Here is a 13,070-nt window from a genome sequence, read left to right on the forward strand (position 1 = left end):
TAATTTAAATATACATGAATTGGTAGAATTTAGTCAAGTGAGAGTTTTGAAAATTTTGTATTTTGAATTAATTTTTTCTCGAATTTTAAAAAGGTATAGGACAAGCCGAGTATGTAATATTCTTAAGTGAATGCTGTACATAATGAGGTGAAAGAATGGATGAGTCTTATTTATTAGATAATGAAGGGATGAAAAATAGAGTCGACATACCGAATTGGGTTGCAAAAGAATTTCATGATTTTTCGAGTGTCGTGTTAGAACCAACCTTCCCGTGTTATTTCGGTTTAACAGCTTTGAAGAAGAATGAACTTCGTTATTCATTTCTCTCTCATAATGATTGGAGTCATTTACCCAATACAATGTTAACTTTTTTGGAGCTAATGAAAGAGCGGCCGATTGTAAGAAGGGGCTTTTTTCTTTTTGTGGAACCAGAATGTGAAGAACAATCATTGGAATATTACCGTGATTACTTTTGGAAAGTACTACAGTATTTACATGAAAATGATAACTAAACATGGCCGAAGCGAATTCCAGCAGACCCTGACCATCATTTATGGGAATTTTCATTTGGTGGTGAACCAATATTTGCATTTGGGAATGCGCCAGCTTATAAACAGCGAAAGACTAGGCATTTAGGAAATTCTCTCGTTATTGGATTCCAGCCACGAACTATTTTCGATGGATTAGAAGGGGATCGTCCTAAAGGATCGTATTCAAGACAAATGGTCCGTGAACGAGTTGAAAAGTGGGATCAGTTGCCGAAGCACCCTAACATTAGTCACTACGGCGATCCTAATCATCGTGAATGGAAACAATATTTCATAGGGGATGATATTGAGCCGATTAAAGGTAAATGTCCTTTTCATCATAGAGTAGAGAAATAAGAGCCATCAACTGGATGGCTCTTTTGCATATTTTGGATAAAAAAGGGTATTGTATTAGTGAATAATTTTTATGAAAGCTAGTCTATTTTCTATATTTGCATCATTACTTAATAGTAAAAGAAGTAGAAAGGATCGAGCGATGTTTGGAGCAATCATACAACAAATAGTATTAGGTATTTCATTAGCTGCGCCTGTAGGTCCGATTAATATTGAAATGTTAAAACGGGGAATTGAACGTGGATTTTGGCATGCGTGGATTGTTGGAATCGGAGGAATGACTGCTGATATTTTGTTTATGCTTCTTATTTATTTCGGTTTATCTTCTGTGTTTATGTATACATATGTACAAGCTTTTATGTATTGCGCTGGGTTTTTCTTGTTGTTTTATTTAGGGTTTCAAAGTGTAAAACAAGGAATTTCTCACTCTAATATGGAATATAAACAAGAAGAGATAGGTGGACTTAAACAATCTTTTATGGCAGGATTTCTAATTGCGATATCCAATCCATTAAATCTCGTTTTTTGGTTTGGTATATATGGAAGTACACTTAGCTCGTTGCTTACAAAGGTAACGAAACAAGAAGCTTTTTTGTACAGTCTTTGCATTATTGTTGGCATTATTTTGTGGAATTTAAATATTGCTTTTTCTGTACATTTTGGAAGAACTTTATTAAAGAAAAAAGCACTTGGCTATATTACAGCCGGAGCAGGTATTATTTTAGTAGGATATTCTATCCATTTTGCATACAAAGCTTTACAGTTGTTCATATAAGATTGAAGGGGAGATTTTTATGTATCGAACCACTATTGACGGAAAAGAAATTATCATCACTTTAGCACCAAAAATCCGAAAAGAAATTACTGATAGGAATCCACTATATGAAGCGGTATTTAAAAATGCAGCAAGGTTACTGCAAACGAAACAACCAACGTTTGCGGTAAATCATGAAGTATTTGGTCTCATTATTGGAGAAGTACAAAGAGGAGAAGTAACAGTGTTTGCAGTAGAACACATTATTCCGAAGCAAAATATATTTGGTCCGAACACTTTTTTCTCGACAATAGAACAGCAGGCAAATTTGTAAAGTGAATAGAATAAGAATAAAATAGAAAAGAAATAGTCGTAACGATATGTTACGGCTGTTTTTTTGGAAAAGGGGGAAGAAAGATGAAGAGAGTGGTAAAGGAGTTCTTTTTGCAACATGATATTGTTATTATGTATAGTGTTCTATTAATTTTTATTATTATTTTAAAAATGCAATTTTTTACATGGATCGGTATGTTAGCGTGTGTGTTTGGGATTGTTTTTTATACGTTTAACGAATATATGACACACCGTTTTTTATTCCATTTAAAGCCGCCTAAAAACGCACTTGTATTAAAAATGTTAAGAAGATTACATTATGATCATCACGTATATCCAGATGATTTAAAACTTTTATTTTTGCCTGCATGGTTTAGTATACCTAGCTTTACTATATATTTACTTATATCGTATGGTATTACAAAAAGTGTTACTGTTACACTTTCATTTGGAGTCGGAATGATTATCATGCTCCTCGTTTATGAATGGAAACATTATATTGCACATAAACCGATTCGCCCCTTCACTAAGTTTGGAAGATGGTTAAAAAAACAGCACATATTACACCATTATAAAAATGAAAAGTTTTGGTTCGGAGTTTCAAATCCAGTATTCGATTTTATATTTGGAACGCTTAAAGATGGAAAAGACGTTGAATTAAGTGAAACAGCTCGTAATTTAGAAAAAGAGAAAAAGACAGAAGTGGTGCGATAAGCACTACTTCTGTCTTAATGAGGAAAAGAATTTTGGGGCTTCACTTTATTTTGAAAAAGTATATTACAAAATTAGGGGAAAATGACGAAAAATGTCTATCGAAAAATCTTTGCAGGAATGTATGGATTGTCTAAAATGGAAATAAGTTTCTGAATATTTACAAAATTAAGTCTTTAGGTATGCAAGGGGGAATTGTAGTTTAAGTAAGAGAGGGGACCAGAGAATGAAACGAGATGATACGTCAGCACGTAAGTTACAAAATGAGGTGAATTATACAGAAGTTGTTCAGTCTGAAGAGTTTCAATTGTTATTAAATACGAAAAAGAAGTTTATCATTCCGATGAGTATTTTCTTTTTAAGTTTTTTTATTACATTACCTATTTTAACATCGTATTCAAAGGTGCTCAATACACCGGTATTTGGTGATGTTACATGGGCGTGGGTATTTGCTTTTGCGCAATTTATAATGACATGGGCATTATGTATGATTTATAGCAAAAAAGCAAAATCCTTTGATGAAATCTCGCAAAAAATTCTGCAAGATATGCAAAAAGGGAGGGGCTGAATTTGAATACAACCGCTTTTGCACTATTTTTAATTATCGTACTCGGTACACTTGTTATAACTTATTTCGCATCGAAAAAAACGAAAAATGCGAGTGAATTTTATACGGCTGGAGGGGGATTAACTGGTTGGCAAAATGGTCTGGCTATTGCCGGGGATTACATGTCTGCTGCGTCATTTCTTGGCATCGCCGGAGCGATAGCTTTAACAGGGTTTGATGGGTTCTTTTATAGTATAGGTTTCTTAGTTGCTTACTTAGTTGTATTATACCTAGTTGCAGAACCGCTTAGAAATTTAGGGAAGTATACGTTAGCGGACATGATCGCGGCGCGTTTTGATGCGAAAAAGGTTCGCGGTATTGCAGCGCTTAATACGATGACGATTTCGATTTTTTATATGATTGCACAATTGGTTGGTGCGGGTGCACTTATTAAATTATTATTAGGAATTGAATATACGACATCCGTTTTAATCGTTGGTACACTTATGACAGTTTACGTTATTTTTGGAGGTATGACTGCTACAAGTTGGGTACAAATTGTAAAGGCTGTATTACTTATGGCAGGTACATTTATTATTTCTGTTATCGTTTTCGCAAAATTTAATTTTAGTGTGACAGAAATGTTCGCTCAAATGAAAACAGCTACTCCATTGAAGGAATCGTTTTTAAATCCAGGAGTAAAGTATAAAGATGGTCTTGATACACTTTCTTTAAATTTAGGACTAGTTCTTGGTACGGCAGGATTACCGCATATTCTTGTCCGCTTTTTCACAGTACGTGATGCAAAAACTGCACGTCAATCAGTAGTGTACGCTACGTGGTTAATTGGAGCATTTTATATTATGACGATTTTCTTAGGATTTGGTGCGGCGGCGTTTGTAGGGAATGAGGCAATTATTAAAGCAAATCCTGCTGGTAATATGGCAGCACCTTTATTAGCTAAAGCGTTAGGTGGCGATTTCTTATTCGCATTCGTATCGGCGATTGCTTTTGCAACAATTTTAGCTGTAGTAGCAGGTCTTGTATTAACAGCGGCTTCCGCATTTGCTCATGATTTTTATAACGAGATTATTCGAAAAGGAAAATCAACGGAAAAAGAACAAGTTTCAATGGCTCGTTATGCGTCTATTGGAGTAGCGATAGTATCTATTATACTTGCTTTATTTGCGCAAACATTAAACGTAGCATTTTTAGTATCACTAGCATTTGCAGTTGCAGCGAGTGCAAATTTACCCGTTATATTATTTACAATATATTGGAAGCGCTTTAATACAACGGGTGCAATTTGTGGAATGATCGTTGGTCTTGTATCAGCAATTGTTCTTGTAGTATTAAGTCCTAATGTTTGGAATCCTGTAGCAGGGAAAGCTATATTTGTTGGAGAGGCGATATTCCCATATACGACACCTGGAATTGTTTCTATTCCGCTTGGATTCCTTGCAGCATATTTAGGAACTGTTTTCTCTAGTAAGAAAGAAGATGCAGCGAAGTTTGATGAAATTCTTGTGAAATCTAATACTGGTCACGGTATTAGTGATGCTTCTTCACATTAAAAAAGAGGGGCTTTTCGAAATATAAGAAAAGCTCCTTTTTCTTTTGTCATTTTCTTGTAAATATTACTGCTTTGTAAGTAGGATTTATCTTAATTTTGTGGAATGAAAATAAGCAGGGAGAAATTTAAATCATCATGGCACCAGCGCAGCTTTTGTGAAAAATAAGTTGTTATGGAAGGTGGAAGAAATGATGAAAACGAAGCAAACTGACGAATTATTAGCAAAAGACGAGCAATATGTTTGGCATGGAATGCGTCCCTTTAGTCCAAGTAGTACAATGGTAGGGGCAAAAGCAGAAGGGTGCTGGGTTGAAGATATACAAGGGAAAAGATATTTAGACGGTATGAGTGGTCTTTGGTGTGTGAATAGTGGATACGGAAGAAAAGAGCTCGCAGAGGCAGCTTATAAGCAATTGCAAACATTATCGTACTTTCCGATGTCACAATCACATGAGCCAGCTATAAAGCTTGCTGAAAAGTTAAACGAGTGGCTTGGTGGAGAGTATGTTATATTCTTCTCTAATAGTGGATCAGAAGCGAATGAAACAGCTTTTAAAATAGCAAGACAATATTATGCTCAAAAAGGTGAACCGCATCGTTATAAATTTATGTCACGTTATCGTGGTTATCACGGAAACACAATGGCGACAATGGCAGCGACAGGACAAGCGCAGCGTAGATATCAATATGAGCCGTTTGCTTCAGGATTTTTACACGTAACGCCTCCAGATTGTTACCGTATGCCAGAAATGGAATCACAAAATATTTATGATGTAGAGTGTGTAAAAGAAGTCGATCGTGTTATGACATGGGAATTAAGTGAAACGATAGCAGCATTTATTATGGAGCCAATCATTACAGGTGGAGGTATTTTAATGCCGCCACAAGACTATATGAAAGCTGTTCACGAAACATGTCAAAAACACGGGGCACTACTCATTAGCGATGAAGTGATTTGCGGTTTTGGGCGTACAGGAAAAGCATTTGGATTTATGAATTATGATGTAAAACCCGATATTATTACAATGGCAAAAGGTATTACGAGCGCATACTTACCATTATCTGCAACAGCTGTGAAAAAAGAAATTTATGAGGCATTTAAAGGAACAGGAGAATATGAATTCTTCCGCCATATTAATACATTTGGTGGAAATCCAGCGGCTTGTGCATTAGCGCTTAAAAACTTAGAGATTATGGAAAATGAAAATTTAATTGAGCGCTCTGCACAAATGGGTTCACTTTTATTAAAGCAATTAAAAGAAGAAATTGGGGAACATCCGCTTGTTGGAAATATTAGAGGGAAAGGGTTATTAGTTGGAATCGAACTAGTAAATGATAAAGCGACGAAAGAACCAATTGATAACGATAAAATTGCAAGTGTTATAAATGCTTGTAAAGAAAAAGGGCTTATTATTGGGCGTAATGGTATGACAACAGCAGGTTATAATAACGTTTTAACATTAGCACCACCGCTTATTATTTCAAGTGAAGAAATTGCCTTTATTGTTGGAACGTTGAAGACAGCGATGGAACGTATTTAATAAAAAAAAGAACAAAAGCGAGCTACTGAAGAAAGCTCGCTTTTGTTTATTAGATGAAATATGATAATTATTTAAAGATGAAACGAAAAACGAGATTACTATCTTATAAGATAATAATCTCGTTTTTATATGAAACTTATTTACTTGCTTTAAGTGCTTTATCCTTTGCACCAAAAGTGTATTTTAACATTGGTGGTGTAATCATCGTAGTTAAAATAACGACAATAACGATTGCTGTAAAGTAATCTTGTGCTAATAGGCCAGAAGAAAGTCCTGTTCCTGCGATGATAAGTGCAACTTCACCACGAGAAACCATACCAGCACCGATAATTGCAGAAGACTTTGCATCAAATCCAGTCATTCGTGCACCGAATCCACAACCGATTAGTTTTGTGAAGACAGCGATTACTGTTAATGCTAAGATGAACCAAATTTGATCGCCAATACCGTCAAATGTAATATTCATACCGATGCTAACGAAGAATACTGGCACGAACATAGCATAAGCGATTGGTTCTACTTTCTTTTCTACTTCATGTTTGTAGTTCGTTTGAGAAATAGCGATACCAGCTGCGAAAGCACCGATAATACCAGCAATTCCTAATAGTTCGCCGAAATATGCGAATGAGAAACAGATGATAAGTGCTGCGCTAACGATAGACTCAGATACGCGTAGTGGTGATAACCAACGCATAATTGCTGGAACACCTTTCCATCCGATTAAAATAATAGAAGCAAAGAATACTACTTTCTTTAAGATAACCATTGTTAGATTAACATCATCTGTACCTAAGAAGCTCATTGCGAATGCTAATAAAATAACAACAAGAATGTCATCAAATACAGCGGCTCCAAGCATCGTCGTACTTTCACGTGTTTTCATTTTACCTAAATCACGAAGTGTTTGAACGGAAATACTAACACTTGTCGCACATAGAAGTAATCCTAAGAATACAGCGTTCCCTTGTTCCATTCCCATAACAAGTCCAGAAACGTAACCACCTACGAATGGAAGAATGATACCTCCGAGTGCGACTGCTAAAGAAGAATTACGATTTGCATTTAGCTCCTCTAAGTCTGTTTCAAGTCCAGCCATAAACATTAAAAGAATAACCCCGACATTACTTAATTGCGTTAGAAGTTCTGAATTCTCAATCCAACCAAATACAGCTGGACCGATAACGATACCGACAATTAATTTACCGAGTACAGAAGGTTGACCTAATCTAACACTAAGGTCACCAGCGAGCTTTGTACTTAATAAAATAAGTGCAATTTGAAAGAAAAATTCGAATTCCATCTGATCCTCTCCTCATCATTTTTAGTTTTATCATACGATTTCTCGGAATTTGCCTAATGAAAATATGTAAAAACCCATTAAACAAAGGGTCTGATTACAAGTTCTTTTGAACTCGTAATTTGAACCTGTAATTAATATATAATAAAATTCACTAAAAATCAATGAAAAAATAGCAGATTTTCATGATAGGATTCGATTTAGGGATGGAGGGAATCACTATATAATAAGAAGAAATAAGGCTACATTTTTAATGAAGTGGAGAAGGGCATATGTTATTAAATAAACGTTTTACAATTGGAGAAATGGCAAAAATGCATAATATAGCGGAATCTACATTACGCTACTATGATGAAAAAGGAATTTTTCATCCGTCCATTGTGGACCCGAAAACGAATTATCGCTATTACACAATTGATCAGTTTTCACTATTAGACACGATTAAATTTTTACGCCAATTGAATATCCCGTTAAAGGAAATAAAGAAATATATTGATGAACGAAATCCGTCTTATGCGCTGAATTTACTTGAAAAACAACAAGAAATGATGCTGAAAAAGCAAAGAGAAATCGAGTATGCTTTGGCAAAAATGGAACATAAAATCCATTTAATGAAGAAAGCGACGAAATCAGAAGCGAATCAAATTATTTATAAAAAGATACCGAAGCGAAAAATAACAGCAATTGCAGTTGCACCTAATACAACGGATGATATGTTTGAATATTATATCCATGCGCTACAAAAAAATATGAAGCAAATTGATAATAGTTTATTTTCAGGAGATATCGGTGTAACAGTTTCTAAAAAAGCATTATTTCAAAATGAGTTTCAAGCATATAATAGTGTGTTTATTTTATTGGATTACATGCCTTTTCAAGTGCATACTTCAGATGAAATAAAAGAAGGGATATTTGCTTGTTCTTATCACCATGGACCATATGAAGAAACAGATGAAACGTATACGAAATTATTAAAGCACATTGATAACGAAGGATACGAAGTGTGCGGAGATGCGCTTGAGCTTGCGTTAATTGATTGGTCTGTAACAGAAAATCCGAAGGAGCAAGTAACGGAAATTCAAATACCTGTTGTTAAAAAAATAAATAAAAAATAGGCTTATATATTTTTCGATTCTCTATTGACCTTCAAGTAACTTGAAGGTTTAAACTGTGAACAGAGCATTGAAAAAGGAGCATTTATAATGATGGAAACAACAGAAAAGTTAAGAGAGAAACCGATAAAAAGTTTATTTATTTCGTATTTAATACCAGCAGTTCTTGGGATGGTATTAATGTCAGTGAATATTATGATTGATGCGGTCATGATTAGTAGAGGAGTTGGAGCGAACGGTTTAGCAGGAGTAAACGTGGCTGTTCCAGCGTTTTCAATTTTCTTCTCCATTTCATTATGGATTGGAATGGGCGGAGCAACGCTATATTCTATTGCACTAGGTGAAAATAAATTAGAAAGAGCAAGATCTATTTTTACTCAATCTATGACAGTGGCAGTTATTATCGTAGGTGTTTTAGCGGCTATTTGCTTATGGAGAATAGAAGATTTAGCATATCTGTTCGGTGCAAATGAAGTGATTTTACCATATGCGTTAGATTATTTACACGTGTTATTAACATTTGGAATGATATATGTTTTAGAAAATATTTTAAGTACATTTATACGTAACGATGGAAATCCTAATTTAGCAATGGCAGGTCTTGTCGTAACAGCTGTATTGAACATTATCTTTGATTATATCTTTATTTTCATCTTTGGATGGGGCGTAACAGGTGCTGCGTCAGCAACTATTCTTTCAGCAGCAATTGGTTTCCTAGTGTTATTAACTCACTTCTTTAGAAAAAGTAGTGTTTTAAAGTGGACGAAATTCCATTTTGAATGGGATACGGTTAAACAAATTATGGTGATTGGTTTCCCAAGTTTTACAACTGAGATTACAGTAGCGATTGTAACGGTTGGTTTTAATATAGCTTTTGTTCAATATGCAGGAGAAGTAGGTGTCGCTTCTTATGCGATGGTCAATAGTATTCATGCAATGACATTACTATTATTCTTCGGTGTTGGAGCAGCATTACAACCTATTGCTAGTTTCCATTATGGTGCAAATTTACCAGAAAGACTGCGTGAAGGATTACGGTTAGCTGTAAAAATTGCAGTTGTACTCGGAGGCGTAGCAATTGTTGTCGGTTTATTCTTCGGGAAATATATAATTGGTTTGTTTGATGTTCAATCCCCAGAACTATTGGAGTTAACGTTAACAGGTATTAGTTTATTCTTTATCCAATATGTATTTTTAGGCTATAACATTGTGTATGGAGAGTATTTCCAATCAGTGCGACAAACGACAAAATCAGTTCTTATTATTTTGAGCCGTGGTTTACTATTTATTATTCCATTGCTATGGATTATGCCAAAAGTATTTGGTATAAATGGAATCTGGCTCGTTATGCCAGTAGCGGAAATATTGACAGCAATCATTGTATTTACGATGAATCGTATGAAACATCCTGTTCCGTTAAACATGGTGGCGGGAAAGAAAGAAGCAATATAGTGAAGAAAATCCCCTTACAAGTAAGGGGATTTTTTCATTCTTTTAAACTAATCGCAAAAGATCCATCTGTCTCCTGCACAGAAGCGAAAGCAACGTTTTTAATATTTGTAACGCCTTTCTCCTTTAACTCTGCATGTAACCACTTTTCGTTTTTATGGATTAACTTTAAGTTATCGTATTGAATTTGTGAATCGACGATAAGAGCAATTGGTAACCCTGCATACTTAACATCTATATTCATATCTTTTGGAGTCAATGGTACGAGTTCTCTCTTTGGCAAAATACTTATAGATCCATTTGATTCTAAAATTGCATATTCAATTTCATGAACACTTGGATATCCTGCTACTCGGAGGTTTGAGAGTAATTCGGCAATCGGGTATCTACTTTTCTTTAAGTTCTCAAAAATAATATCCCCATGTTTAATTAAAATAATGGGGTGTCCAAGAATGAAACGATTTAGTTTGTTTAGTAAGCTTAATTTTGTAAGAAGTAAATGCAAACAAGTAATAACGACCATACCGAAAAAGGCTTGCAAAGCACCAGCGACTGGTATGGCTTGAAAGGCTAAATAAGATAAAAAGATAATAGCGCCAAAATCATGAGGAGTTAGTTGTGCTAGCGCGGATTTCCCTAATAACTTAAGCGACATTAAAAATAAAATAAAAAAGAACGATACATTACATAAAAAAACAAGCAATATGTACACTCCTTCGTGCGAAGTTGTACTTACTATTCCCAAAGATATGATTAATATTACTTTAGAGGAGAATTTATGCTGAATTGGAATTTATCTGTATACAAATGAATCAGTGGATATTATGATAAATAAATAGAAAAAATAGGAGTATATATGAATGTTAAAGAAAAAAATTATAAAGTATAGTTTAGTAATCTTGATGATTGGTGCTGTTTATGCAGGTTTTTTACAATATAATATTTATAAGTATGGACATATGAAAGCGCCTGATGATGCTGATTACATTATTGTACTCGGATCGAAAGTAAATGGAACGAAACCGTCTTATTCATTGCAATATCGTATTGATAAAGCAGCTGAGTATTTAAAATCACATGATAAAACAATTGCTATTGTATCTGGAGGCCAAGGAAAAGGTGAAGATATTACAGAAGCATTAGCGATGAAACAAGGATTAATGAAACAAAATATTGCAGAAGACCGCATTATAATGGAAGATCGTTCGACGAGCACAGATGAAAATATTAAATTTTCAAAGCCTCTTATCCCTGAACATATGAAAAAAGGGATGATCGTAACGAACGATTTTCATATGTTCCGAGCAAAAAAGATTGCAGAAAAACAAGGATTGACATTAGAAGGTCTTCCGGCGAAAACACCGAAGCCAATTATTATTCAATCGAACGTTCGAGAATATTTAGCGATTACACAATATTGGTTATTAAATCGAATATAATCAACTTAAATCCCACCTGAAATTTCAGGTGGGATTTCCATTAAGGTAAATCTTACAAATATGTCATCTTAATGAAAGGTAAAGCGATAGTTTCTAAAGTGGTTTCCTGACATAATGAAGGTAACAAAAAACTTTAGAGGTGAATCGTATGAAAGGGAATAATATATTATCTTCGCTTTGTTACTTTAGTATCTTTTTTGCACCATTTTTACTGCCAATTATCGTTTACTTTATTGCGGAAGATGAAGTGAAATATCATGCAAAAAAAGCATTTTGGTCACATATTTTCCCATACGCAATTTTATTTGGAGGATTAGCACTATCAGGAGTATACGGTTTAAGTTTCAATCAGTCTGAGAGCGTTGGAATTGGGATGGTTATAACGTATGCAGTGTTTATTCTTGTAGGGATTTACTACTTCATTTGGAATATCGTAAAAGGTGTTAAGGTTTTGAAAACGGCGTAAGAAAAATTGCATAACGGGCAAGAATGGAATGTGAATGTGCCGTTATTTATCGGTAAGTCGATATATTTAAATTACCGTTAATATAATTTCATATACCGTATTAATAGAGAGTAAAAAATGAGCAATTCACAAAGAATTGTTCATTTTTGTACTTATAAGTTGTGAATCTTGAAAAAGATATGTTAATTTTTCATTATGAAGAGAAAAAAGGAGTGGTTTTTATGAATGAGATGATACATAAAATGGAGCAACACGTTTCAGTTCGTAAATATAAAGAAGAACCAATTTCAAAAGAGATAGTAGAAAGAATGGTGCAAGCTGCACAACATGCGGCTTCCTCACATTTTGTGCAGGCGTATTCTGTTATATATGTAACAGATCAGGAACTAAAGGCTAAACTAGCAGAATTATCCGGGAATCGTCACGTGAAAGACTGCGCAGCACTCTTTGTTTGTTGTGCAGACTTAAAGCGACTTGAAATAGCATGTGAAAAACATGGTACAGAGATAAAACATGAAGGAGTGGAAGACTTTATCGTGGCGACGGTAGATGCGTCACTTTTTGCGCAAAACTTAGCACTTGCAGCTGAATCTTTAGGATACGGCATTTGTTATATTGGCGGAATTCGTAATAACCCGAAAGAAGTGAGTGAATTGCTTCATTTACCGGATAAAGTATATCCTGTGTTTGGAATGACGGTTGGCGTGCCAAGTGAAGATCATGGGGTTAAACCACGTTTACCAGTAGCAGCCATTCTTCATGAAAACGGGTATGATGAAAAGAAATATGATGAATTGTTAAACGAATACGATGAAACGATGAGCGCGTATTACAAAGAAAGATCGTCAAATCAAAAAAACGTAACATGGACAGAATCAATGAGCACATTTATGTCCAAAGAGAAGAGAATGCATATGAAAGAGTTTTTAAGTGAGAAAGGATTAAATAAGAAATAGGTAAAAAGGAC

13 protein-coding genes and 1 pseudogene are annotated in these 13,070 nt (G+C 34.7%); 12 read left to right on the forward strand and 2 right to left on the reverse strand.

The window, feature by feature from the left end:
• Positions 1-155: 155 nt before the first annotated feature.
• From FT637_RS08855 to FT637_RS08885, 7 genes and pseudogenes are all read left to right on the forward strand, one after another.
• Positions 156-884 (forward strand): annotated as a pseudogene (locus FT637_RS08855) (YqcI/YcgG family protein).
• 139 nt (positions 885-1,023) lie between these two features.
• The gene (locus FT637_RS08860) at positions 1,024-1,656 is read left to right on the forward strand and encodes a LysE family transporter (RefSeq protein WP_002030886.1); all 633 of its coding nucleotides are present in this window, start codon (positions 1,024-1,026) and stop codon (positions 1,654-1,656) included.
• Between the two features lie 19 nt (positions 1,657-1,675).
• Entirely contained in the window at positions 1,676-1,969 is a 294-nt protein-coding gene (locus tag FT637_RS08865; protein WP_002011898.1) for a hypothetical protein, read from the forward strand.
• 83 nt (positions 1,970-2,052) lie between these two features.
• Entirely contained in the window at positions 2,053-2,682 is a 630-nt protein-coding gene (locus FT637_RS08870) for a sterol desaturase family protein (protein ID WP_193645945.1), read from the forward strand.
• 223 nt (positions 2,683-2,905) lie between these two features.
• Positions 2,906-3,247 carry a DUF485 domain-containing protein gene (locus tag FT637_RS08875; RefSeq protein WP_193645946.1) on the forward strand — a complete coding sequence of 114 codons (342 nt, stop codon included), beginning with the start codon at positions 2,906-2,908 and terminating at the stop codon, positions 3,245-3,247.
• Positions 3,248-3,249: 2 nt separating this feature from the next.
• Entirely contained in the window at positions 3,250-4,800 is a 1,551-nt protein-coding gene (locus FT637_RS08880) for a cation acetate symporter (protein WP_227493734.1), read from the forward strand.
• Between the two features lie 190 nt (positions 4,801-4,990).
• Positions 4,991-6,340, forward strand: coding sequence for an aspartate aminotransferase family protein (locus FT637_RS08885; RefSeq protein ID WP_193645947.1), 1,350 nt, complete (start codon positions 4,991-4,993; stop codon positions 6,338-6,340).
• 136 nt (positions 6,341-6,476) lie between these two features.
• Here the strand turns inward: FT637_RS08885 and FT637_RS08890 are convergent, their stop codons facing one another.
• Positions 6,477-7,640: a cation:proton antiporter gene (locus FT637_RS08890; RefSeq protein WP_193645948.1), complete on the reverse strand. Its 1,164-nt coding sequence runs from the start codon at positions 7,638-7,640 to the stop codon at positions 6,477-6,479.
• Positions 7,641-7,909: 269 nt separating this feature from the next.
• Here FT637_RS08890 and FT637_RS08895 point away from each other — a divergent pair, with 269 nt between their 5' ends.
• A complete protein-coding gene (locus FT637_RS08895) occupies positions 7,910-8,752 on the forward strand; it encodes a MerR family transcriptional regulator (RefSeq protein ID WP_193645949.1) in 843 nt (280 codons plus the stop codon).
• A gap of 90 nt (positions 8,753-8,842) precedes the next feature.
• Positions 8,843-10,201: an MATE family efflux transporter gene (locus FT637_RS08900; RefSeq protein ID WP_193646245.1), complete on the forward strand. Its 1,359-nt coding sequence runs from the start codon at positions 8,843-8,845 to the stop codon at positions 10,199-10,201.
• 34 nt (positions 10,202-10,235) lie between these two features.
• Here FT637_RS08900 and FT637_RS08905 read toward each other — a convergent pair whose 3' ends face one another.
• On the reverse strand, positions 10,236-10,901 hold the full coding sequence (locus FT637_RS08905; protein ID WP_193645950.1) for a DUF421 domain-containing protein: 666 nt from the start codon (positions 10,899-10,901) through the stop codon (positions 10,236-10,238).
• Between the two features lie 157 nt (positions 10,902-11,058).
• Here FT637_RS08905 and FT637_RS08910 point away from each other — a divergent pair, with 157 nt between their 5' ends.
• From FT637_RS08910 to nfsA, 3 genes are all read left to right on the forward strand, one after another.
• A complete protein-coding gene (locus FT637_RS08910) occupies positions 11,059-11,637 on the forward strand; it encodes a YdcF family protein (protein ID WP_128281572.1) in 579 nt (192 codons plus the stop codon).
• A 148-nt stretch (positions 11,638-11,785) separates the two neighbouring features.
• Complete coding sequence (locus tag FT637_RS08915; protein WP_193645951.1) at positions 11,786-12,103, forward strand: DUF4870 domain-containing protein; 318 nt, start codon at positions 11,786-11,788, stop codon at positions 12,101-12,103.
• A gap of 221 nt (positions 12,104-12,324) precedes the next feature.
• On the forward strand, positions 12,325-13,059 hold the full coding sequence (gene nfsA / locus FT637_RS08920; RefSeq protein WP_193645952.1) for an oxygen-insensitive NADPH nitroreductase: 735 nt from the start codon (positions 12,325-12,327) through the stop codon (positions 13,057-13,059).
• Positions 13,060-13,070: the final 11 nt, after the last annotated feature.

This window comes from Bacillus cereus, from assembly GCF_015071065.1.
Classification (GTDB): domain Bacteria; phylum Bacillota; class Bacilli; order Bacillales; family Bacillaceae_G; genus Bacillus_A; species Bacillus_A cereus_BA.